22 protein-coding genes and 1 pseudogene are annotated in these 22983 nt (G+C 64.5%); 8 read left to right on the top strand and 15 right to left on the bottom strand.

The window, feature by feature from the left end; all coding sequences use genetic code 11:
* The first annotated feature begins 24 nt into the window (after positions 1 to 24).
* The 4 genes from feoB (at position 25) to MAF45_RS04925 (ending at position 4958) form a co-directional block, all read left to right on the top strand.
* Complete coding sequence (gene feoB / locus MAF45_RS04940) at positions 25 to 2388, top strand: ferrous iron transport protein B (protein ID WP_237978447.1); 2364 nt, start codon at positions 25 to 27, stop codon at positions 2386 to 2388.
* An 18-nt stretch (positions 2389 to 2406) separates the two neighbouring features.
* A complete protein-coding gene (locus MAF45_RS04935; RefSeq protein ID WP_237978446.1) occupies positions 2407 to 2583 on the top strand; it encodes a FeoB-associated Cys-rich membrane protein in 177 nt (58 codons plus the stop codon).
* A gap of 211 nt (positions 2584 to 2794) precedes the next feature.
* Complete coding sequence (gene gltS, locus MAF45_RS04930; RefSeq protein WP_237978445.1) at positions 2795 to 4042, top strand: sodium/glutamate symporter; 1248 nt, start codon at positions 2795 to 2797, stop codon at positions 4040 to 4042.
* Between the two features lie 142 nt (positions 4043 to 4184).
* On the top strand, positions 4185 to 4958 hold the full coding sequence (locus tag MAF45_RS04925) for an AlkZ-related protein (protein WP_237978444.1): 774 nt from the start codon (positions 4185 to 4187) through the stop codon (positions 4956 to 4958).
* 7 nt (positions 4959 to 4965) lie between these two features.
* Here the strand turns inward: MAF45_RS04925 and MAF45_RS04920 are convergent, their stop codons facing one another.
* The 9 genes from MAF45_RS04920 to MAF45_RS04880 form a co-directional block, all read right to left on the bottom strand.
* The gene (locus MAF45_RS04920) at positions 4966 to 5610 is read right to left on the bottom strand and encodes a response regulator transcription factor (protein ID WP_237978443.1); all 645 of its coding nucleotides are present in this window, start codon (positions 5608 to 5610) and stop codon (positions 4966 to 4968) included.
* Positions 5607 to 7493, bottom strand: a complete 1887-nt coding sequence (locus tag MAF45_RS04915; protein WP_237978442.1) for a sensor histidine kinase — start codon at positions 7491 to 7493, stop codon at positions 5607 to 5609. The genes MAF45_RS04920 and MAF45_RS04915 overlap by 4 nt, the downstream gene beginning before the upstream one ends.
* Positions 7494 to 7568: 75 nt before the next feature.
* The gene (locus tag MAF45_RS04910) at positions 7569 to 7922 is read right to left on the bottom strand and encodes a cytochrome c3 family protein (RefSeq protein WP_237978441.1); all 354 of its coding nucleotides are present in this window, start codon (positions 7920 to 7922) and stop codon (positions 7569 to 7571) included.
* 136 nt (positions 7923 to 8058) lie between these two features.
* Positions 8059 to 9642 carry an FAD-dependent oxidoreductase gene (locus MAF45_RS04905; RefSeq protein ID WP_237978440.1) on the bottom strand — a complete coding sequence of 528 codons (1584 nt, stop codon included), beginning with the start codon at positions 9640 to 9642 and terminating at the stop codon, positions 8059 to 8061.
* Positions 9643 to 9823: 181 nt separating this feature from the next.
* Positions 9824 to 11110, bottom strand: a complete 1287-nt coding sequence (locus MAF45_RS04900; protein WP_237978439.1) for an ammonium transporter — start codon at positions 11108 to 11110, stop codon at positions 9824 to 9826.
* Positions 11107 to 11448 (bottom strand): P-II family nitrogen regulator, encoded by a 342-nt coding sequence (locus MAF45_RS04895; protein WP_237978438.1) that lies wholly within the window; start codon positions 11446 to 11448, stop codon positions 11107 to 11109. The genes MAF45_RS04900 and MAF45_RS04895 overlap by 4 nt, the downstream gene beginning before the upstream one ends.
* 275 nt (positions 11449 to 11723) lie before the next feature.
* Positions 11724 to 13250, bottom strand: coding sequence for an SLC13 family permease (locus MAF45_RS04890; protein ID WP_237978437.1), 1527 nt, complete (start codon positions 13248 to 13250; stop codon positions 11724 to 11726).
* A 106-nt stretch (positions 13251 to 13356) separates the two neighbouring features.
* Positions 13357 to 13992 carry a hypothetical protein gene (locus tag MAF45_RS04885; protein ID WP_237978436.1) on the bottom strand — a complete coding sequence of 212 codons (636 nt, stop codon included), beginning with the start codon at positions 13990 to 13992 and terminating at the stop codon, positions 13357 to 13359.
* 2 nt (positions 13993 to 13994) lie between these two features.
* Entirely contained in the window at positions 13995 to 14465 is a 471-nt protein-coding gene (locus MAF45_RS04880; RefSeq protein ID WP_237978435.1) for a CYTH domain-containing protein, read from the bottom strand.
* A gap of 230 nt (positions 14466 to 14695) precedes the next feature.
* Between MAF45_RS04880 and MAF45_RS04875 the strand changes: the two genes are divergently transcribed.
* Together MAF45_RS04875 and MAF45_RS04870 are read left to right on the top strand one after the other, a co-directional pair.
* Entirely contained in the window at positions 14696 to 16324 is a 1629-nt protein-coding gene (locus MAF45_RS04875) for a Na/Pi cotransporter family protein (protein WP_237978434.1), read from the top strand.
* A gap of 17 nt (positions 16325 to 16341) precedes the next feature.
* Positions 16342 to 17259, top strand: coding sequence for a LysR family transcriptional regulator (locus MAF45_RS04870; RefSeq protein WP_237978433.1), 918 nt, complete (start codon positions 16342 to 16344; stop codon positions 17257 to 17259).
* Between the two features lie 12 nt (positions 17260 to 17271).
* Here MAF45_RS04870 and MAF45_RS04865 read toward each other — a convergent pair whose 3' ends face one another.
* The 6 genes and pseudogenes from MAF45_RS04865 to MAF45_RS04840 all read right to left on the bottom strand — a co-directional run bounded on the left by MAF45_RS04865 (position 17272) and on the right by MAF45_RS04840 (position 20822).
* Entirely contained in the window at positions 17272 to 17667 is a 396-nt protein-coding gene (locus tag MAF45_RS04865) for an ACT domain-containing protein (protein WP_237978432.1), read from the bottom strand.
* A 3-nt stretch (positions 17668 to 17670) separates the two neighbouring features.
* Positions 17671 to 18186 carry a nitroreductase family protein gene (locus tag MAF45_RS04860; RefSeq protein WP_237978431.1) on the bottom strand — a complete coding sequence of 172 codons (516 nt, stop codon included), beginning with the start codon at positions 18184 to 18186 and terminating at the stop codon, positions 17671 to 17673.
* Between the two features lie 146 nt (positions 18187 to 18332).
* Positions 18333 to 19298: an AEC family transporter gene (locus MAF45_RS04855; RefSeq protein WP_237978430.1), complete on the bottom strand. Its 966-nt coding sequence runs from the start codon at positions 19296 to 19298 to the stop codon at positions 18333 to 18335.
* A 75-nt stretch (positions 19299 to 19373) separates the two neighbouring features.
* On the bottom strand, positions 19374 to 19649 hold the full coding sequence (locus MAF45_RS04850; RefSeq protein ID WP_237978429.1) for a hypothetical protein: 276 nt from the start codon (positions 19647 to 19649) through the stop codon (positions 19374 to 19376).
* Positions 19646 to 20170: pseudogene (locus MAF45_RS04845) on the bottom strand (sulfatase-like hydrolase/transferase); the annotation flags it as partial. The pseudogene MAF45_RS04845 and the gene MAF45_RS04850, both read right to left, overlap by 4 nt.
* Before the next feature lie 115 nt (positions 20171 to 20285).
* Positions 20286 to 20822 (bottom strand): hypothetical protein, encoded by a 537-nt coding sequence (locus MAF45_RS04840; protein WP_237978427.1) that lies wholly within the window; start codon positions 20820 to 20822, stop codon positions 20286 to 20288.
* 305 nt (positions 20823 to 21127) lie between these two features.
* Between MAF45_RS04840 and MAF45_RS04835 the strand changes: the two genes are divergently transcribed.
* Together MAF45_RS04835 and MAF45_RS04830 are read left to right on the top strand one after the other, a co-directional pair.
* A complete protein-coding gene (locus MAF45_RS04835) occupies positions 21128 to 22060 on the top strand; it encodes a universal stress protein (protein WP_237978426.1) in 933 nt (310 codons plus the stop codon).
* Between the two features lie 19 nt (positions 22061 to 22079).
* Complete coding sequence (locus tag MAF45_RS04830; RefSeq protein ID WP_237978425.1) at positions 22080 to 22982, top strand: universal stress protein; 903 nt, start codon at positions 22080 to 22082, stop codon at positions 22980 to 22982.
* Position 22983: the final 1 nt, after the last annotated feature.

Raw genomic sequence — 22983 nt, 5'->3', positions numbered from 1 at the left:
CGGGGGCGGAAAGGAGATCTGCCGATGAATTTACGCGAACTGCCTGTCGGCAAGGCCGCGACTGTGACGACGGTGGGGGGCGAGGGAGCGCTGCGGCAGCACTTCCTCGACATGGGCCTCATCCCGGGCGTCGAGGTGGTTCTGGTCAAATACGCCCCGATGGGCGACCCGATGGAGCTGCTTGTTCAGGGCTACTCGCTTACGCTGCGGGTGGCCGACGCCGAGAAGATCGGCATCGAGGGAGTCCGGAACGAGCCGCGGGCCGCGCAGGAGGACGCCGACGACGAGGACCTGAGCCTTGTGCCCCACCCGGCGCTCGGCGAGGAGCACAGCTTCCAGGAAAACTACGAAGAGGAGCACGCGAGCCCCCTCGAGGGAAAGCTCACCTTCGCACTGGTCGGCAACCAGAACTGCGGCAAGACCACGCTCTTTAACCAGCTCACGGGCTCGAACCAGCACGTCGGCAACTTCCCCGGCGTCACGGTCGACCGCAAGAGCGGCTTCATCAAGGGACACCCCGAGTTCGAGGTGACGGACCTGCCGGGGATTTATTCGCTCTCGCCCTACACGAGCGAGGAGATCATCTCCCGGGAGTTCATCCTGCGCGAGAAGCCCTCGGCGATCATCAACATCGTCGATGCGACCAACATCGAGCGCAACCTCTACCTCACCATGCAGCTCATGGAGCTCGGGGTCCCCGTGGTGCTCGCCCTCAACATGATGGACGAGATGGAGGGCAACGGCGGCACGATCCACATCAACGAGATGGAGTCGATCCTGCAGATCCCCGTGGTGCCGATCTCTGCGAAGAAGGGCCAGGGCATCGACGAGCTCGTGAGGCATGCGGTGCACATCGCGCGCTACCACGAGCTGCCGGGTCGCACGGACTTCTGCGGCCGCGACGACCATGGCGGGGCCGTGCACCGCTGCATCCACGGCATCATGCACCTGGTCGAGGACCACGCGAGGGCCGCGGGCATCCCGGTGCGCTTTGCCGCGGGCAAGCTGATAGAAGGCGACCCGATCGTCGAGCGGGACTTAAAGCTCGAGCAGAACGAAAAGGACATGATCGGGCACATCGTGCAGCAGATGGAGTCCGAGCGGGGACTGGACCGCGCGGCTGCGATGGCTGACATGCGCTTTCTTTTCATCCGCAGGCTCTGCGCCCGCACGGTGGTGAAGCCCCGGCACAGCCGTGAGCACGAAAGGAGCCAGAAGATCGACCGGATTCTCACCGGGCGCTTCACCGCGATCCCGGCCTTCGTCGCGATCATGGCGGTGGTCTTCTGGCTCACCTTCAGCGTGATCGGAGCGTTCCTGCAGGACGAGCTCGCCGAGGGGATCGACTGGTTCACGCAACGGGCCTCCGAGGCGCTCGAGGCCTCGGGCGTGAACGAGGCGATGAAGTCGCTTCTCGTCGACGCGGTCATGAACGGCGTGGGCAGCGTCGTGAGCTTCATCCCGATCATCGTCGTGCTCTTTTTCTTCCTGTCCATGCTCGAGGACAGCGGCTACATGGCGCGCGTCGCCTTCGTGATGGACAAGCTGCTGCGAAAGATCGGACTCTCGGGCCGGAGCGTCGTGCCGCTGCTGATCGGGTTCGGCTGCACGGTGCCCGCGGTGATGTCGACCCGCACGCTGCCCTCCGAGCGCGACCGGCGCTTCACGATCCTGCTCACGCCCTTCATGAGCTGTTCGGCCAAGATGCCGATCTACGCCTTCTTCACCGCGGCGTTCTTCCCGAGGCACGGGGGGCTCGTCATGGTCTCGCTCTACCTGATCGGGATTTTCTCCGGGATCCTCGTCGCGCTCGTCTCGAAGCGCTTCAGGGCCGAGGGCGAGGCGGTGCCCTTCGTGATGGAGCTGCCGAATTACCGGCTCCCGGGCCTGCAGAACACGCTGCGGCTCATGTGGGACAAGGCGAAGGACTTCCTGCAGAGGGCCTTCACGGTGATTTTCGTGGGCACCATCGTGGTCTGGTTCCTGCAGAGCTTTGACTTCACGCTCAACATGGTGCAGAACTCCGAGGACAGCATCCTCGCCTCGGCGGCGGGCGCGATCGCCCCGATCTTCGCGCCGCTCGGGTTTGGCGACTGGCGCGTCTCCACCTCTCTCATTTCGGGGTTCCTCGCCAAGGAAAGCGTAGTGTCGACCCTGTCGGTGCTCTACGGCAGCGTGCCTTCGCTTCGCGCCTCGCTCACGCCGCTGGCGGCGTTTTCGCTTCTTATCTTCTGTTTGCTCTACACGCCCTGCATCGCGGCGATCGCGTCGGTGAAGCGCGAGCTGGGCGGAAAGAGCGCGCTCGAGCTCGTCTTTTTCCAGTGCGCGTTCGCCTGGGCCGCGGCGTTCCTGGTCTACGGGGTCGGGCGGCTCGCGGGCCTTGGCTGAGGCAGGGAGGATTTCTGTATGGCTGACTACATCATTGGTGCGCTGCTTGCGGCTGCGGTAGCGGCCGCCCTTGTTTCCATCTTCCGCAGAAGAAAGCGCAGGGGCTGCGGCTGCGGATGCGGATGCGACTGCGGGGGCGGTTCCTGCTGCGGCTGCGGGAAGGCCCCGCGCAGCCGGGGTCCGGAAAAACGCTGAAGGCGCCTCCCTGCAGCGCGCTCCCCGGGGCCGGGTGCGGCTTAGTGCCTTGAAAGTGCAGAGAAATCGGCTCCCCGAGGGGACCGGACGGGCCTTCCTGCGTCCTATTTACAGGTAAATTACTGTTTGTGTTATCCGCAAAAACGAGTAATCTTACGTGTCACGCGCGCCGCCGCGGCGCCGCAGGTACCACAGATAACACGAAGTCAAAATGGATTACACAGTCAAGGCAGGAACCCTTCTCATCAATGTGAGCGCCATCCAGGCCGTGGCGCTCGCCGTCATCACCTACTATTTCGGCGTCTGGGCCAAGAAAAAGATTCCGATTCTCGAGAAGTACTCGATCCCGAGTCCCGTGGTGGGCGGCATGACCTTCGCGCTCATCCTCTCGGTGCTCGAAGGCTGCGGGGTCCTCAAGGTGCGCTTCGACTCGTCTCTGCAGACGCTGCTCATGCTCGCCTTCTACACGACCGTGGGCCTGATGGCGAGCGTGAAGCTCATCACGCAGGGCGGGCGGATGCTCGTCGGTTTCCTCGTGGCGGTGTCGGTGCTCTGCGTGCTGCAGAACTTCCTCGGCATGGGGCTCGCCTCGGTGATGGGGCTCGATCCCCACTACGGCATTCTCTCCGGCTCGGTCTCCATGATGGGTGGACTGGGCACCGCGGCCGCCTTCGGTCCGTTTTTTGAGCAGACCTACGGCGTCACCGGCGGCACCGCGGTCGGGATCACCTCGGCCACCTTCGGCATGGTGGCGGCGCTGCTGATCGGCGGCCCCTTCGGCGAGTGGGCGATCCATCGCTACAAGGTGAAGACCCCGAAGGAGGTGGGCGTGCCCGAGCCCAGACTGCATCTGCCCAAGGAGATGGAAACCGGGCTTGCACCGGGGTCGGCCGCGAAGGAGCCCACCTTCACCGAGCAGCTCATGCGCGCGGGCGGCGTCGTGGCGGTGTGCGTGGCGCTTGGCTCCATCGTCTCGGGTTACCTCGGACAGTTCGTCACGCTGCCCGCCTACATCGGCTCGATGATCGTCGCAGCGGTCGTGCGCAACATCGGCGACTACACGGGCCTCTACCGCGTCCAGGGCAAGGGGCTCGACGCCGTGGCCGACATCAGCCTCGTGCTTTTCGTCACGATGGCGATCAACTCGCTCAAGCTCTACGAGCTCGTGCACCTCGCGATCCCCATGCTCGTGATCCTGGCCGGCCAGACGCTTCTCATGCTCGTCTACGCATGGCTTGTGATGTTCACGCTCTTCGGACGCTCCTACGACGCGGTGATGCTCACCGTAGGCGGGATCGGCTTTTCGATGGGCGCGACGGTGAACGGCCTGGCCAACATGCAGGCCGTGGGCGAGAAGTACGGCCAGAGCCCGAAGGCCTGGCTCATCGTGAGCATCGTGGGCGCCTTCCTGATCGACTTCATCAACGCGCTTGTGATCACCTACCTTGCGACTTGGTAAGGATCCGGGGGACTCCCCTCTGGCGCCTCTTGCGGCTCCCGGGGCGGCATTAAACTGACCTCTTTAGGGACGGGCCCCCGTGCGGACAAGCCGCGGGGGCTTTGCATCAGTCAGAGAAGGAAAAGAAGGGGAGGGCGAAGCGATGCCTGCGGCAGGGAGAAAGAAGCTGGTGCGAAGCGCGGAGGACATCGTCGGGTTCATCCGGCGCGACGGATTCCTTCCCTTTTTCAAAAACGACATCGAAGGCTTTTCGCTCGAAGAGGCCTGCCCGCCCGACCTCTGGTACGTCGAGTACGGCGACGGGCGCTGGCAGTGGCCGGTCTGGGACTGGAAGGGCCGGATCATCTCGCTCGCAAACTGCGCCTACGCGAAGTTTTTCCGCGGCATGGGGTTCGTGAGTGACCGGTGGTTCCCGGATTTCCTCAACTACAGGAGAAGCCGCTGGCCGCTCTCGGCCGAGGAGCGGCGCATCCTCGAGACGCTGCGGGGCGAGGACTCGCTTCTGGTCAAGGAGCTGCGGGCGCTCTCGGGCTATGCCTCGCGCCGCTCCCGCCCGAAAAGGCAGCGCGGCGCAGCACCTGAAGGCGCCGTCGGAAAGCTCGCGCGGCTTGAGGCGGCGATCGACTCGGCCGGGGGCCGCACCCCCGCCTCCCGCTCGGAGAGCTTCGAGACGGCGCTCACGCGGCTGCAGAAGGGCTGCTGGATCGTGACGGCGGACTTCGAAATGGCGCACGATAAAAACGGCCGGCCCTACGGCTGGGGACTTTCGCGGCTCACCACCCCGGAGAGCTTTTTCGGGGCCTCGGCCCTCCGAGCGGAGCGAAGCCCGCAGGAGTCTAAAAACCGCATGGAAGCCTGGCTCGTGAAGCTCCTTCCGCAGGCCGAGCCGCGCCAGATTGAGCGCTTTATCGGCTAGCTACTGGTTAGTCCAGCCCGTTGTCCCGCTTCCAGTCCGCCGCTCGCCTGAGGCACTCGAGGAACCCCTCCTCGTTGTGCACGCGCAGCTTTCGGTAGATGTTGTTGCGGTGACCCTGAACGGTCCGCTCCGAGAGTCCCAGCCGCGAGGCGATCTCGCGGTTGCTCACGCCCTGCGCGATGAGCCCCGTCACCTGCTTTTCCCGGGCGCTCATTTCGGAAAGCGCCCGCGAGGCCTCCCCGCCCGAAAGCTCGCCGCGCGCAGCGGCAAGCGACAGGTCGCAGCAGCGCTCGATCGATTCAAGGAGCCTTGCGTTCTCGACCGGCTTCTGCAGGAAGTCGGCCGCACCCCGCCGCAGGGTCTTCACCGCGGAGTCGACGTCTGCGTGTCCGGTGAGGAAGATGATGGGGAGCGTGTACCCGCGGCGCCGCATTTCGGCCTGCAGCTCGATCCCGCTCATGCCGGGCATCCGGATGTCGAGCACGAGGCAGCCCGGGATGCTTGCCGCGTCGCCCACGAGAAAAGCCCGGGCTGAGTCGTAGGAGCGGGTCCTCCAGCCCTTGCAGTCGAGCATGAAGCTCTCGGCCTCCCGCACGTCCGGGTCGTCGTCCACAATGCGCACGAGCACGCGCTTCCGGTCTTCTTCCTTCATGCCTGAGCCTCCTTGTCCGCAGCCCGCTCCTCCCAGGCCGGCAGCCTCACCCGGGCCGAGAGCCCGCCTGCGGGGCGGCTTGAGAATTCGATTCCACCGCCCGAGGATTCCGCAATCGAGCGGGCGATCGCAACGCCAAGCCCCAGCCCCCCGCGGCTGCCGCTCGAAAGGGGCGAGGAAAGCCGCTCCATGTCCTCGGCGGTCATCGGCGGCCCCGAGTTTTCGATCACGACCTCCGCGCGGCCGGCCGTGCGCCCCGCCTCGATCTGGATCCGGGGCTGGGGAGAACGAAGCGCGGCCTCGGTCGCGTTTTTAAGCAGGTTCCAGAAAAGCAGCTCGAGCTCCAGAGGATCGCCCCGCACGGGAAGGCTGGAAGGGATAAGGCGCGAGACCTCGACCTTTCCGATTCCCTTCACCCGCAGTTCGGTGAGCACCTGCGAGAGCGTCCGGGCGAGGTCCACCCGCTCCTCCCGCGTTGCCTCGGACCGAGCGTAGCTTCTCACCTTCTCGACGATCGCGATCGCCCGGTCGGCCTGCGAGCTGATGCGCTCGTTGCAGGTCGCAAGGGCCTCCGCCCGTTCCGCGGGGCTGCGTAGCAGCTCGCGCTCGCCCTCGCAGTAGTAGCGGATGGCGGCAAGGGGCTGGGCGAGCTCGTGGGAGATCATGCTCGAGAGCTGCCCTACGATGTTCGCCTTGTGCATCCGCTCCATGCGCTGGTTGAGCTCCTCGAGCGACCGGGAGGCCTGTTCCCGGGCGGATTCCTCCGCGCGCAGCTGTGCGGTGCGCCGCCGCACGAGCTCGTCGGATCGCCAGGCGTGGAAGGCAAGCCCCGCCACCAGCATGAGCGCGAAGAGAACCGCCGAGCGGTACTGCCTCAGCCAGCGCCGCAGCGTCGGCTCCCTCAGATACGCGTAGGGACCGATCCGGAGATACCGGTAGGCCTGGTCCACGGAGGTGAAGTCAGTGGCAATGCTCCAGGCCTCGCTCCCCCCGACGCTTTTCATCGTGAGGACTGCGGTGGCGACCCGGGCGGCCACCGCGGGCTTCACGCCGTTCATCACCGCAAGCGTGTGACCGGGGTATGCGCGGGTGGTTGACAGGCACTCCATGCCGGTGTTCTCACGCACGCCCACGAGCCTGAAGCCCGAGCGCTCCTTCGGCGTCATCTCCTCCCAGGTGCAGGAGGGGATGATGGTGACGTCGGAGTCGCCTGTGATGATCTTGTGCATGAGTCCGTGCACGTAGGGCGTTCCGGTGAAGGAGACTGAGCGGAAGAAATGCTCGTAGTCGTAGCCGCGCTCGACGAGGTCCGCCATCGAGATCCGGTAGCCCATGAAGGCCGTGGGGTAGCTCGCGGCAAGCCGCAGGCCCCGCAGGTCTTCGATGGTGTGCACGGGCGACGAGGCGGTCACAATGAAGGACGCGCCGCTGCTGAGGTTGGGGTCGGGGCGCGAGGGGTTCACAAGCGTCGCAAGTCCCCGGGCCCCGTAGGGGATCATGCGCCAGTAAAAACCCGAGCTCGCGACGAAGAAGTCGATCTCGCCCCGCTTTACCTCACGGTCGAGGTCCTCGGCGCGGTAGCGCACCGCCTCGAGCTTTAAGGGTGCGATCGCGCGCCGGATCACTTCGAGCGTCCGGTCGATTTCGCGGGAGTTGGTGGAGGAATAGCTGAAGTCGATGAGGCCCATTCTCACCACGGGCGAAGTAGGCTCGATATGGGCCGCGGCGGCGTTGGAATAGGAGGTGCGGGCTTCGTCCTCCGGGGCTTCGCCCGAAGTGAAGAAGAGGATGACGGCGGCAGCGGCCGCGCAAACCGCCATTGCGGCGGCCGGCAGAACTGCGGCCGCGCTGCGACCGTCCTTTGCTTTGTCTTCCCGCGTCATGTCGTGACCGTTGCGCCTGGGCTCAAGATTGAAGGGGCCGGGAGGGCGCTTTGGAATCGCGCGGTCCCCGGAGGCTTACTTATGGCAGCCGCTGCACTTCTGGAACGTGTAGTTGTGGTGGCAACTGTAGCAGTATTCTACGTTCGCGCTTTTGTCCTTGAAGCCCTTGGGCGGGGGCATCGTGTGCGGCGTATGGCAGGTCGTGCACTCGGGGAACTTCGCGAGGTCCTTGCTGTCGTGCGGCACGTACTTGTGCGGGTTGATCTTCCCGGAGTCGGTCTCGTACATCGGCGGCAGCGCCGTGAGTTTCTCGATCGGGCCGTGGCACTGCAGGCAGTCGGCCTTCTTCATGGCCGGCGCGGCCAGGCTCGGACCCGAGAAGGCGAGCCCGAGGGCCGCGGCAAGCGATCCAAGCATCAGTCTGTTCATGGAGGGGTCTTCCTTTTGTTCCTGTCGCTCTCCCCGGAAAAAAGATCCCGAGCCGCGGCCGCCTCGAAAAGGGACCGGCGGCCCGGGTGGAGAGAGACGTTTTTTTAGTTCTTTGGTTCTTTGTTCTTCAGCAGTTTCAGGACTTCATGGCGTGCTCGCCCGCGAAGCGCCCTGGCAGGATGCCGCGGGGCATGCCGTTGCCCACGTAGAGGCCGCCCGCGGTTTCGCCCGCTGCATACAGGCCCGGGATCACGCGACCGAAGATGTCGATCACCTGGGCGTTTTCGTTGATGCGCAGGCCGCCGGTGAGGTTATGCACGAACAGCACCACCTGCACGGCATGGAACGGCCCCTTCTCGATCTTTTTTCTCATGAGCGCGGCAGGCTTCTGGAAGTCGTCGTCCTGCTTCTTGTCGACAAAGCCGTTGTAGCGGGCGACCGTGGCCGAGAGGTTCTTCGTCCCGAGCTTCGCGGCGAGTTCCTCGAGCGTCGGGGCGTCGAAGGCGAAGCCCTTCTCGCAGGTGGGGTAGGAGGTGTCCCAGTGGTACTTCTTCGCCGTGGCGTCGTCAAAGATGCAGTAAACCTTCTTTTCGGGCTGCACGTAGGCCATGTCGTAGAAGCTGTAGCCGCCGAGGTTGCCCTTGTCCTCTTCGCGCACGAACCGGTCGCCGTTCTTGTTCACGAACACGATGTCTCCCCAGCGCGGGCCTTTCACGCTGATGCCGGGGCAGCCGTACTTGGAGCCCTTGTGGAAGCCGTAGCGGTTGGTGCCGAACATGCGGCGCATGTGCGGCGTGTCCTCGCCGCGGTCGCCCAGGAACATCGCGCCCGCCTTGAGGCCGGCGAGGATCGCCGAGCCGTCGGGGGCGACGAACGGATAGCCCGTCGGGACGAGGTCCGGGGTGAAGCGCGGGTCGGTGATGACGCGCAGCTCCTTGTTCGCCTTCCAGCCGCCGCCGGCGAGCACAACGCCCTTCTTCGCGCGGACGTTCACGACGCCCTTCGCGGTCTCGACCCTCGCGCCTACGACCCGGCCCTTCGCGTCCTTGTAGACGTCGGTCACCTTGGAGTTGAGGAAGATCTTTCCGCCCTTTTCCGTGAAGTACTTGTGGAACGGAACCATGATGCCGCGGCCCGTGCGGAAACCACCGTCGGGGCTCGGGTGGCCGTTGCCGTCGCCCTGATCGGGCGAGTAGATGTGCAGATAGGACTCGTGGTGCTGGGAGTCGTACTTGCCGGCCGCGGTGGAGGTGTTCATGAACTTCACGCCGTGGGCCTCGAGCCACTCCTGGGTGCCGCCCACCATCTGCGAATAGCGCCGCGCGAGCGCCGGGTCGTTCTTGCGGTATTCGATGTTCTTCGGGTCGGTGAGGTGCGCGTAGACGTCGGCCGGGGTGTCCTTTTCGCCGTGCTCGCGCTGGAAGCGGGTGCCGCCGCGCAGCGCGATGATGCCGCCATTGATGATGGCGCAGCCGCCGTAGTTCTCCCCCTTCTCGAAGACGAGGACTTTGCCGCCCAGGTCGAGCGCCGAGATCGCCGCGCTCATGCCGGCGATGCCGGAGCCCGCGACGACGACGTCGGCGGTCATGTCCCAGCGGGCGGGCAGCCCCGCGGAGGAGGTCTTCGCCTTCGCCCCTGCCGGAGCGGCGAAGGCGGCGGTAGCCGCGGCCGCGGTGGCGACGGAAGCCTTGAGAATGGAACGACGGGTCAAGTCAGCCATGATGTTTTCTCTCCAAAAGTTTTATTTCGCCCGGAGCTTTTTCTTCCGGGGCACGGTGTCATTTTTCCCGCGCGTTTACTCGAGTAAATTGCGCGAGGTCAACGGCCGCTCCGGAGCGAAAAAAGCCGGGCCCTAGGGCCCGGCAAACTCCTGGAGAGACAAAGTGTATGAAGGTGTTTCACTATTCGATGCGCTCGCCGTGCAGGGCGAGGTCAAGGCCTTCCTGCTCCTCGTCGGGCGAGACGCGCAGGCCCATCGTCTTCTTGATCGCCAGCAGGATCGCGGCGCTCATCACCCCGCCGTAGACCAGCGTGGCAAGAACCGATAGAGCCTGGATGCCGACCTGCTCGATCATCGGGGGCAGGTCCGCGCCCGTGACCCGGGAGGTGGCGAACACGCCGGTGAGGAGCGCTCCCACGATGCCGCCCACGCCGTGCACGCCCCAGGCATCGAGCGAGTCGTCATAGCCCAGCTTGTACTTCACGACAGTAGCGGCCCAGAAGCAGACCACGCCCGCCGCAAGGCCGATCACGATCGCGGGCAGGGGCTCGACAAAGCCCGACCCCGGGGTGATGCCGACCAGGCCTGCGACGGCGCCCGAGATCATGCCGAGCACCGAGGGGCGGCCGCGGAGGTACCACTCGCAGGCCATCCAGCCCACTAGCCCGGCGGCGGCCGCAATCTGCGTCACCACGACAGCCATGGCCGCGCGCCCGTCGGCCGCAAGGCCCGAACCGCCGTTGAAGCCCATCCAGCCCACCCAGAGCACCGCCGCACCGATCACGGTGAAGGTGAGGTTGGAAGGCTGCATCGCGACGGTGCCGTAGCCCTGGCGCCGCCCGATGATGAGCGCGCCCATGAGGCCGGCGATGCCGGCGTTGATGTGCACGACCGTGCCGCCGGCGTAGTCGAGGGCGCCCATCTTGAAGAAGAACCCGTCTTCAGCCCAGACCCAGTGGCAGATCGGCGCGTAGACGAGCAGGCTCCAGCAGACCATGAAGACGAGGAGGGCGGAAAACTTCACGCGCCCGGCCCAGGCCCCGGTGATGAGGCAGGCTGTGAGCACCGCAAACGTCATCTGGAAGACCGCGAAGAGCAGCTGCGGGATTGACCCCTGGAGCGTGTTCACGCCAATGCCCTGCATGCCGAGGAAGGAGAGCCCCCCGATGAACGGGCCGCCCGAGGAGAAGGCGAGCGAGTATCCGATCAGGAACCAGAGCACGGAGACGATGCCGCAGATCGCGAGGTCCTGGGCGATGGTGCCGAGGATGTTCTTTTTCCGGGCCATGCCGGCGTAGAAAAGCGCAATGCCCGGAATCGTCATGAAGAGTACGAGCACCGTGGCGGCCAGCATCCAGGCCGTGTCGCCCTTGTCGAGCTTGTCTTCGGCGAAGGCCGCGCCGCTCGCAGCCAGGGCGCCCGCGGCTGCAAAGAGCTTCAGGGCGCGCAGTTTCAGCGTTTCAGTCATGACAGCGCCTCCTCGTTTGTTTCGCCCGTGCGGATGCGCATCACCGACTCCAGCTCCGACACGAAGATCTTGCCGTCGCCCACCTTTCCGGTGACGGCGGTCTTTGCGATGGTCTCAACCACCAGGTCCGCGATTTCGTCGGGCACTGCGATTTCAAGCTTGATCTTGGGCAGGAAGTCGACTGCGTACTCGGCTCCCCTGTAGATCTCGGTGTGGCCCCTCTGCCGCCCGAAGCCCTTCACCTCGGTCACGGTGATGCCCGAAATGTTCACTTCCGAGAGCGCTTCGCGGACAGCGTCAAGCTTGAAGGGCTTGATCACTGCTGTGATGAGTTTCATGTTTTTCTCCCTGCGTTTTCTCTTTTTGGGGGCGCCGCGAAGCGCGCGGCGCTCGACCGAAACCAATGCATAAAGCGTGCCAGAGAGAAAAAAACTGAGAAAACAGTCCGGGCGTACGAAAAGCCGCGGCGCGGGGGCGCAGGGCATGCACTAAAAGTGGAGCCGTGCACCAAAATGGAGATGGGAAAGGCCCCTGGGAGGCCGGGGGTCTGAAGAGAAAGAAGCGGCCCCGCGGGGGAGGGGAAAAAGCGCGGTGCCGCTTTGGGGAGGTTCTTTCAGAAGAAGCCCGGGGTAATGCCCATCCAATGCAGGTAGGTGCCTCCCGCGACCAGCAGCAACCCCCAGTAGAGGACGCTCATCACGAGCCCGTACCTGAACGTCTCGCCCATCGTGTACTTGTTGGTGCCGTAGAGCATGGCGTTCGGCTTCGCGTTGAAGGGCAGCGACCAGCAGCAGTTAATGCACAGCGCCACGGGTAGCGCGAGCGACAGGATGTCGACCCCCAGGTGCTGTGCGATGCCGATCACAATCGGCATGAAGATGAGAGTGCGCATATTCTTCGACTGGAAGATGAAGTGGCTCGCGATGAAGATCGCGGTGAGCACGGCGTAGAGCGAGAAGTAGCTCATGGAGTCCATGCCGAGCGTCTGCATGAGCTGAACCGTGAGCACGTTCATGAGCTTCGTGGCGCTCAGCCCCGCACCCAGCGAATAGGCGCCCGCCGAGAAGATCATGAGGTGCCAGGGAATGTCTACGTCGTTCCAGTTGAGTAGCTTGAACTGCGGCGCGAGCATGACGATCGCGCCCAGCATGGCCACCACGGTAGCGTTGATGCCATGGATTTTGTCGGTGGCCCACACGACAAGCACGATCAGGAAGACGATGGAGGCCTTGAGCTCGTTCACCTTGAAGGGCCCGAGATCCCGGTAGGCCTTCTCGAGGGCGGCGCGGCCGCCCTCGAGCTTGGGCTGGCGGTCTTCCTTGGTGAGGGGAAACACGAAGCGCACGCCGGTCACGTAGGCGAGCAGCCCGAAGCCGATCACAAGCGGCAGACCGGCCACGAACCAGTCGAAGTAATAGATGGAGACGCCCGCTCCGGCGAGGATCGCCACGCCGAGGAGGTTCGCGCCCGAACCGGTCATGAACGCGTTGCAGCTCGCGTTGATCATCAGCAGGTTGTGCAGCACGAGATTGCGGGCGAAGTTGTTCGTCGTGTCGGTGCCGGGTGCCCCGTAGACCGCGCACACGACCATGAAGAGCGGCATCATCAGCGCAGCCTTGGCGGCCGTGGCGTTCACGAACGCGGCGAGGATGATGTTGATCACGAGAAAGGTGATGAAGATGCTGCCCGCGTTCCTGCCGAACCGCAGGATGAGCCAGAGCGCGACGCGCTTGACGAGGTCGGTCTTGATCATGGCGCTCGCCATGATGAAGGCGGAGATGTTCAGCCAGATCACCGGGTCGCCCAAGGTGGCCATGGCCGGCTTCACCTTGAGGATGCCGGTGAGGATCAGCCCGCAGATGAGCATCATTGAGGTGACGTAGTTGGGGACGGTCTCGCTGATCCACAGAAAGAGCGAGGTGGCGAAAAGGCCGAACATGACCTGCTGCTTCACGCTGAGGATGGGAAAATGAATGACGTAAGAGAAGAGAATGAAAATGGCGGCCGCGATCGGCAGTCCCCAGATCCGGAAGAAGCGGCCCGAGGCCGACAGGGGACGCTTGGGCAGTTTGTTGAGCGAGTAGTTGTTCATGTCCAAGGGGTCGTAGTCCTTGGGCGGCGCCGCTGCGGAAGTGTTCATGGCGATGCTCCTTACTGAAAGCCCCGGGTGCCCGGCGCCAGCGCCCAGCGTTTAAAAGAGGGGGCGGCGCCGGTGCGCTCTGAGGAGGAAGATGAAGGCGGGCCGGCTACATGCCGATCACTGCCTTGGCGGCCCGCAGATAGTTGGTGTTGGGCCGCCCCGCGAGCCCCAGGGCTTCCACGGCGCCCTTCATGGCCGCATAGTCCTCGCTTTCGCAGCAGGCCGTCTCAACCCGCGCGCCGTTGAACCACACGTAGGCGAACTCGCATATGACTCCGTTCACTGTGAAGCCGTAGCGCTTCTTGTCGACGCGCACCAGGGCGAGATCCGGGCAGGAGGCAGCCAGAGCCTTGAAGTCTTCGAAGCTGTAGCTCTCCTTTTCGAGCGGCATTGGCACCTTCAGATGCGAGAGGATCTCCTCGAGCTCGGCTTTTTTCACCGGGAACTGAAATTTCCCGCGCGGCTGGAAGATCTCGTAGCCCTCGGGGGTGAGCCCGGTGCGGGTCTTGATGTCGAGCAGCCCGTCGCGGACCTTCACGTTCGCCTGGTCGGTAAAGCGCGACAGGATGTAGGTCTCGGAGGGCATCGTGCGCGCCTTGTAGAGCTGCGCCCTGCAGGACCACATTTTTTCCTTCACGGCCTCGACGATGTCCTGGCCGAACACGCGGAACTCCGCTCTCGGAACGATCCGGGCAGCCTCCTCGGCGCTCGTGGCCACATTCTTTGCGTAAGCGTCCGTCATGGTCATTTCTCCCAGGAGGTGAACGGGTGCTTCACCAGGTTCGAATTGAAGTAGCGGGGATCGCCCGAGACTTCTCGGCCGATCCAGGCGGGCTTGTCAAAGGGCGCGTCCTCGGAGGGGAGCTCGATTTCAGCCACGACGAGGCCCTTGTTCACGCCCAGAAACTCGTCGATTTCCCAGGTGTAGGGGCCCTGCGGGATCTTGTAACGGTTCTTTTCGATGATCGGTTTTTCGGCCAGCTGTTCGAGCATGGTGACACAGTCCGCGTAGGGAATTTCGTATTCGAATTCGAGCCTTGTGACGCCCACCGTGGGGCCCTTCACCGTGAGGAAGGCCTTGTCTCCGATCGTGCGGATGCGCACGGTGCGCTCCTTCTGGCTGTTGAGGTAGCCCTGGCGGTAGGCCGTGCCCTGGGCGAGCTTTTTCCACTCGCCGCCCACAACGAGAAACTTGCGTTCTATTTCCTTTCCCATGGACTGCTCCTTGCTTAAAACGCCCTTTTTGCCGGGGCTTGAAGAATGAGGAGCGGGGCCGGATGGCCCTGCGCTCAGGGGAAATTATCGCGGCCGGGAAATGAAATGAACAATTGAAAGATCGAATGCTTTCTATTTCATTTTTCTATAAGTTAACGAATAAATCGATAATAAAATTTTATACGTTGCGGCGGCTCGGGCCGCCCCCTGCAGGCTGAAAGGAGAGGCAATTGGACAGCATCGTACACCTGGCCGGCGCCGTGGCGCTCCTCCTCTGGGGGACCTACATGGTGAAGACGGGGATGCTGCGCACGTTCGGCTACGCGCTGCGCGGCTGGCTGGAGATCATCTTAGTGAACCGTCTGCGGGGCTTTGCCGCCGGCACCGGGATCGCCATGCTGCTGCAAAGCTCCACGGCGACGGCGCTTCTCGTGGCGGGACTACAGGGCAGCGGCCTTGTCTCCACCGAGCGGGCCTTGAGCTGTGTGCTGGGGGCGGACTTCGGCAGCGCCCTGATGACGCGCCTTCTCAGCCTCGACCTCAGGGCGCTCTCGCCCGTTCTCATCGCGGTGGGGGTCTTCTGCTTTCTGAAAAAGCCCGCGAGCCGCCTGGGCCAGTTCGGGCGCGTCTTGCTGGGTCTGGGGCTTGTGATGCTTTCCCTCGAACTCATCGCCTCCGCGGTGGTTCCGGTGCGCGACAGCCCCGCCGCCGCGGGCTTTCTTGCGGCGGTGGGCGCCGTGCCGGGGGCGTGCCTGCTCTGCGGCGCCGTTCTGGCCGTGGCCTGCTTCTCGAGCCTTGCCGCGGTGATCATCGCCTCGGGCTTCCTGCAGGCGGGGCTCTTCGCCGATCCGGCCAGCGGACTCTGGGTGGTGCTGGGCGCCAATCTGGGCAGCGCCTTTCTCGCGCTCATCACGACCGCGGGCGGTACCCGGGTCGCCCAGAGGGCGCCGCTCGGCAACATGGTTTTCCGGCTGGCCGGAGTGGCCTCCGGGGCGGTGCTCCTTGCGGCTGTTCCCGTCTGCGGCGCGTTCTTTTCGGGGCTTCCCGACGGGCCCATTTACTTTCACGTGGCCTTCAACGCCGCCCTGGGCGCAACGGGCCTTTTCTTTACGAAGCCGGTGGCCGCCTGGGTGGACGCGAGGCTGTCGGAGCGCACGGAGGGGCCCGCCCCAGCCTTAAGACTCATGAGCGAGGAAAACCTCCTATCGCCCGACGCGGCGCTGGAGACCGCGCGCCGTGAGATCGTGCGCTCGGCCGAGCTCTTAAGGCGCGAGGGGGCAGCCGTGGCCCCGTTCATCCGCGGCAACCCGCCCGAGGGCGAGTGGATGCTGCTGCAGGACGAGGGCCGGGCGCTGCGCGCCCGCTCGGAGGAGATAGGCCGCTTTCTCACCGCGCTCGTGCAGCGCTCGCTCTCCGAGGATGAAATCACGCAGTGGCAGGCCCTTGAGCGCGCCAACGCCATCGTGCAGTCCGCCTCGGGGCTGCTCGAGACCGCGTTGGCTGCGCTGGTGAAGGGCAAGTGCAGCGCGAACCGCTTCTTCCCGCCCCGTTCCGAGGCGCTGATCCTCGAGTCTCAGCGGCACTTCGAGCGCTGCCTCGCGCACTTCGAGCGGGTCCTCGGGGCGCAGAGGGGAGAGGCGGGGCCTGAGGGAGCTCGCGCGCTCGAGGCCGAGGCCGAGGCGCTGCGGAAGTCGGGCCGCGTCTGCGGGGAGGCTGCGCTCGCACAGTGCCTGAAGATGCCCGAAGGCGACCGGGCGGCGGGTCTTATGCCGCTGCAGGTGGAGCTTCTCACGCTCTACGGGCGGCTTTCCGAACTGCTCCTGCGGCCCCGACCCGGGAGTCCGGCCGCTCTACAATAACCGGACTGATATCGCCCATGTCCCTTATGAACCTTGACTGGCTGAAAACCTTCCATGCCGTCGCCCGATGTAGAAGCTTCTCCAAGGCGGCCGAGGCGCTTTATCTGACGCAGCCCACCGTGAGCAGCCAGATTCAGAAGCTCGAGCACTCGCTCAAGGCTCCGCTTTTCGACCGTTCCCGCAGGCAGATCTCGCTCACTCCGAAGGGTGAGATCCTCTACAACTACACGCGGCGGCTTTTCGAACTCTTTGGCGAAATTGACAACGCCTTCCAGAACTTCACCGAGCTGCAGAGCGGGCACGTGTCCGTGAGTGCCTCGGCGGTTGTTGGAACCTACTATCTGCCGCCGCTTATCTCGGAATACCGGCGCCGCTATCCCGGCATCGAGCTGCACCTGAGGATCGGCAATTCCGAGCAGGTCGCCCGCGACGTGCGGGACCTGGAGGCGGACTTCGGCATCTGCGCGCGCGTCGTGGGCGCCGGCGACCTCGTGCAATACCAGCTGCTGAGCGAGCCCTACCGGGTGCTCGCGAGCCCGAGTTCGCGCTGGTGCGCGATGGGCCGCCCGCTGCTGCCCTCGGAATTTGCGAAGGGCTGCATCATCACGCGCGAGAAAGGCGCCCGCTCCCAGGCGAAGCTCGAAGAGTGGCTCGCCGAGCAGGGCGAGCCCCACTTCTGTGGCAGCTGCTCGGTCAACTCGATGGAGCTCGCCAAGCAGCTGGCCGTGTGCGGCATGGGGCTCATCGTGCTGCCCGAGATGACGGTGCGAAGGGAACTTGAGTCCGGGCAACTCGTGCGCGTCGAGGTGGAGCGCTTCAATCTGAGCACGGGCTACTACCTGAACTACCTGAAGACCGCCAACCTGTCGCCCGCGGCCCTGAAGCTCGTAATGCTGCTCAAGGAAAACCGCCGCGACTTCATGGCGATCCTCTAGGGGCTTTCCCTTTCAGCGCCGGACCCTGCAGCCGCCTTTCTCAAGCGCCTCGAGCGCGCGGCTGCAGTGAACGGATTTCACAAAGAGGAAGTCCGTGTCGTAGCTTGAAAAGGCAAGGAGCGGAATCCCCTCGCGGGCGAGCGCCCCGGAAAGTGAGGCCATGACGCCCACGGCGTCGAAGGGCATCTTCCCGATCACCCGGATCATCTTCCAGCCGTAGGAGACGGGGCGCGCCGAGGCGGGCAGCGCCTTTTCCTGGCACACGATCGAGAGCTCTCCGGGCGTGCTGGAGACAAAGGTCCAGGGAACGCTCCAGTCGATCCCGGAGGGGTCGGCGATCTTAGCCACGGCAAAGAGGTAGGGGCAGGCCTGCAGAGCGAGGCCCGCCTCCTTGAAGGCGGCCTCCATGGGTCAGAGTCTCGTCATGCGGATTTTCTCGAGCGCCGGAGGACGCCGCAGCCCGAGCTCCTTTTTGTTTCTCGGGTGCCCGACCAGCACGCCCGCCACGGGCCTGAAGCCCTCGGGGACGCCCAGCTCGCGCACGAGCGCGCGGTCTTCGGCGATCTTCGGAATGGCGCCTGCGATGTAGCAGCCCGACAGCCCCTCGGCCGCTGCGGCCAGCAGGACGTTTTCAATGATGCAGGCGGCGTTCTGGCCCGCCATTGGGGAGTCGGCCGAGGACACCAGGATGAAGACCGGGGCGTTGTAGAGGGGATCCTGCGGAAAAAGCGCGTTCATGCGGGCGTGCAGCGCCGCGGCGCCCGAAGGCGTCGAGACTACCGAGAGGTGCAGCGCGTCGTAGCGCCCCATGCCGATGGGGGCGGCGCAGGCCGCGCCCAGTATTTTCTTCAGCGAGGCCTCGGACACGGGCTCTGCGCTGTAGTCGCGGGTGGAGTGCCTGGCGGAAACAGCTTCGAAAAATTCCATTTTGATTCTCCTCTGAGGGGCCGCGCCGTGGTTTCAGGCGGCTCCAGAGTGGAAAGCCTATACCAATTTCCGAAGCCCGGTAACCTCCGGGCGGGCGGCGAAGCCCGTGGGCGAAGGCTTTTTTGAAGGGGCGCGCGGCCCCCGCTTCAGAAGAGCAGCGTCACCACGAGGATCAGGACGGGCAGGACGAACACGTAGGCCGCGGTCGTGACCCCGACGGCCTCGGAGGCGAAGGCGGGCGAGGCGCCGTAGACCTTCGCGAGCACCGGGATCGTGGAAGACACCGGCAGCGTGGCCGACATGATGAAGGCCTGCCTCGCCCCCGGGGGGAGGTCAAAGGGCAGCGAAAAGAGCGCAACGAGCGCCGGCCGCAGCAGGAAGCATGAGAGCATGATGAGGACGAGCTCGCGGTTCAGGTTCCGCAGCCTCTTGAAGCCCACGAGGTAGACCGTGATGCCCACGAAGATCAGAGCAAGCGGCGAGGAGAGCTGCCCCATGTACTGCACGATCATCGCGAGGGGTTTGGGGATGGGGATGCTGAAGACGAGGAAGATCACCGCCGTGGCGAAGCCCAGGATCGGCGGCGAGAGGATCATCTTCAGGTTTTTCGCCGAGAGGAGCTTCGGGCGGGGCTCGCCGCGCCGCAGGCTCCCCTCGAGCTGGATGTTGAAGATCCCGAGGCTCCAGGTGAAGAGGCTGTTGGCGAAGAAGTAGACGAGGAGGTACGGCAGCCCCTTGTCGCCGTAGAGCGACCAGATGAGGGGGATGCCGATGAAAAGCACCGTGGAGGTCGTGAAGCAGGCGATGAAGGTCCCGCCCATCTTCTGGTCGACGACGCCCTTTTTCACGAGCAGCACCGAGATGAGGAAGTTCGTCCCGACGGTGAGAAAGGAGATCGGGACGATCTTGAGCATGTCGATGAACGCCTCGTGGGTGAAGCGCGAGGTGAGCGAGTAAAAGAGCAGGCATGGGATGGACAGATTCACGATGCGTGCGACGAGCTGGCGGCCTTTGTCGTCATACCAGCCCCGTGCGGCGGTGAAGTAGCCGAAGCCCGCGATCACGACGATCACGACGATTGCGGACAGCCCGTTGAGAAATGCGTCCAGCATGTTGGTTCAGCGCGCAGAAAAAATAAAATTTTACTCCTTGAAGCTCTGAGTGAAATTATAAAAAGGCCAGACGGATCAGTGACTTTGAATGTTCGCCGAGGGGTCGTCGGGGCGCAGGAGCCGCATCCGCTCCGCCTCGGGCTGCGGGGTGTCGGGGGGCGCGAGGAAAAGGGATCTCGGGCGGGGGATTTCGCGAGTGCTCACCCCCGTCCACTCCATGAAGCCTTCGAGGAAAGAGCTGCCGTAGCGCAGGCCGCGGACCGTGCGGTGCTCCTTCGCGTCGCTCGAGGTGAGGAAAAGCGGGATGTCGCGGTGCTGGCGGCTCACCGGGGAGTGCAGAAGCCGCATCACGCCGTGGCGCCGCGCAGGCGCTCGAGCACGGCGTCGGTCTGCCGGATCGTGTCGAGGTAGCAGCCAAGGATCTTCCAGGCCGGGTCCTTTACGTGCGAGATCCGGGGGAGCTTGTCGCTCACCCGCTCGCAGATGTCGTCTTGGGAGCCGATCAGGTGGACGACGATAAGTTTAGGACGCGGATCGTCCCGGTCGAGCTCCGATTTGACGAGCGGCAGGAGCTCATAGTCGAAGTAGTTGCGGCTCGCGTCGCGGCCGAATTTGAGCCAGCGGCTGCGCTCGGAGCGCGCACCGAGCGCGGTGACCGGGGTGTCGAAAGGCGAGACGTAGTCCTGATTCGAGAACCAGGCGGTCGCAAAGCCCGCCTCGCGGGCGAGGTCGACGAGGTTGTATTCGTAGCGTGGCCGCAGGCTCTTCGGGTCGGGGAGCGTGAGCGTTCGGGTGAACGACGGGATCGTGTTGTCACCTTCGGCCGTGAATCCCTCGTAGACGATGCCCGGGGCCCGCGACATGAAGGGGGGTGTCGTCCGCCGGGTAGCCGTAGGCGTTCATGTAGTCGCGCCGCTCGCTCTCGCCTACCACAAGGACGTAGTTTTTGTAGGCGGGGTGCGCGGAGAGCACCTTCCAGGCGGGCGTTCAGTTCATGTTCTTTAAGTTCCTGCGCTCCTCCGCCACGCGGTGCGTGAGCTTCGCGGTGTGCGTCACGGGGTGGAAGGCCTTCGCTTGGAAAGCGGCAGCGATGACAAGGGCTGGAGCGAAAAACTTCCTGCTTTTAAAAATCCTCACGCGGCGGGCCGCTGCGTAAAAAAGGACGAGCCCGAGCGCGAGAAGGACCGGGGAGGCGAAGTCAAGCGGCCCGAAGGTGTCGAAAAATTCGGAAGCCTTGCGCGGGTCGGTGGCGAAGGCCGCGGCGATCTGCCCTTCCGAGACAATTCCGCAGCGCAGCCCGATCGGGAAATACAGGCAGTAGGCCGAGAGAACGAGGGTGATCAGGACGCGGAGCACAGCCGGGGCGCGCACGGCAAGAAGCAGGAAGGCGGCAAGCGACAAAACTTCTGTCGCCGTCACGGGGTAGGCAGCCCCTTTGAGAAGGAGCCCGCAAAGCGCTGCGCCGAAAGCGTTGACGAGGGCAACTTTTGCGGCGGAGAGCAGGTTTTCAGGGCTGAACTTCATGGGGCGGGGCGCTTGAGAGATGGAACACGGTCCCAGGAAGGAAAGGCCCGGCGGTCGAAATTGGATCAGGGAAGCTCGTTATCTTAGTGAAAGAGGGCTCTTTTGGAGACCCCCGGAGACAGGCGGGCGGTGCGTCCGGGGAGCTTACAGATATGCTCCGGATTATGGCCGGACCGCTTGCCATAGGCTGGGATATACTTCTAACTAAAGGATTCACCCGCATTTCGCGGATTAATCAACTGTCATGCGCCGACCCCGGCGGGGCGGTCTTCTCCTGCTGCAGGGCCTGGCCTAAAGGAGGAGCCATGAAGATTCTGCTTCCGATCGACGGCAGCGCCTACAGCACGGGCGCTGCACAGTTTGTGGCCGACCGTATCGCTCTGCTCGGACAGAAGCCTGAAGTCGAGCTTTTCAACGTCCAGCCGTACTACGGCGCCATGCTGCCCAAAATCCGGGGCCGGGATCCCGACGGAAGGCTCTACAGCGATGACTCCGAAAAGGTCTTCGGGGCGGCCCGCGCGATTTTCCAGGCGAAGGGCATGGAGCCTGCCGAGAAAACCGTGATCGGCCTGCCGGCCAGCTCGATCGCCGAGGAGGCCGGCATCTTCGGAGCCGACCTCATCGCGATGGGCTCGCGAGGCCTTGATAACTTCAAGAAGCTCTTCCTCGGGTCGGCGACGACCGGGGTGCTCGCGCGCGTTCACGTGCCGGTCCTCGTGATCCGCGACAAGGAGGCTCCGAAGGCCGGGGATCTGCGCGTGGGCATCGCGGTCGACGGCTCGGAGACCAGCCTCGCTGCGGCCCGGTTCGTGGCCGCCCACCGCGACTTCTTCGGCTCTGACGCGGGCTTCAGGCTCATCAACGTCGTGAACGTCTTCGAGGAGCTCTCGTACTCCTATCCGGAAGAAAGCCCTCTGCCTGAGACCCCGGCTGAAACGAAAGAGGCCGAGATGAACTTCGAGAACCTGAAGAAGAAGCTCCCGGGGCTCGAAAAGGAAGCCTTCGAGAAGGCGATGGCGCCGGTGCGCCCGATTTTCGAGAAGGCGGGGATTCCCGTGAAGGAAGTGTGCCTGTCGGGCGATGCGGGCATCGCCCTGTCGAAGTACGCGAAGAAAAAGCTCGACTTCATCGTGATGGGAACCCGCGGGCGCTCCAACGTCCAGTCGATTCTGCTCGGTTCGGCCACTTCGCGCGTGGCCGCCGACGGCAAGGTGCCGATGCTCGTGGTGCCGGCCTGAAGGGGCGGGGAGGGAAAAAATGCTGAAGATTCTTCTGCCGGTCGATGAAAGCCTCTACAGCCTCTATGCAGTGAGGTTCGTGGTGGCGAGAACGAAGCTTCTGGGCAGCAAGCCGCGCGTTATGCTGCTCAACGCCCAGATGCCCTGGAGCGAGGCGCTGCTTAAAAACGGCGCCCGGGAGGCTTTCGACGAGTTTGTGACGAGAGCCTCTGAAAAGATCTTCGCGCCGCTGCGCAAGATCCTGCGCACGAAGGGCATCGACGCCGAGGAGAAGGTCGTGGTGGGGCGGCCCGCCGACGCGGTGGCCGCGGCCGTGAAGTCGATCCGGCCCGACCTCATCGTGATGGGAGCGCAGGGCCTCTCCAACGTGAAGAAGCTGTTCCTGGGCTCGGTTTCTACCTCGGTCATCTCGAAGACCCGCGTGCCGGTGCTGCTCGTGCGCGGCCGCCGGGTGAGTCCCGCCTCCGGGATGAAGGTCGGCATCGCTCTCGATGGCTCGGGCGCCGGGGACGCGGCCGCGTCCTGCGTCGTGAAGCACCTCGCCCTCCTTGGGCCCGACCCGAAGATCTTCCTCCTGCATGTCTTCGAGGGGATGGACGGCATCAAGGCCTATGAGACCGCGGGCTACATGACCTTGAACGACGAGGACAAAAAGCAGCTCCGGGCCCTCGAAGAGGAAGAGTACGAGGAGGCCTTCGCACCGGCCCGCCGGATCCTGAAGGAAGCGGGGATCACGGCACAGGAGGTGAAGCTCGAAGGCATGGCCGGCGACGCGATCGCGAAGTACGGCGCGAAGGAAGGGCTCGACCTCATCGTGATGGGCAGCCACGGCTACAGCAACTTCAAGTCCGCGGTGATGGGGTCGGTAGCGACCCGCGTCGCGGCCGAGGGGAAGATCCCGCTGCTCGTGGTGCGCGGCTGAC

Source organism: Mesosutterella porci (assembly GCF_022134585.1).
GTDB classification, from domain to species: domain Bacteria; phylum Pseudomonadota; class Gammaproteobacteria; order Burkholderiales; family Burkholderiaceae_F; genus Mesosutterella; species Mesosutterella porci.
This window is presented reverse-complemented; position numbering and strand designations above follow the sequence as displayed.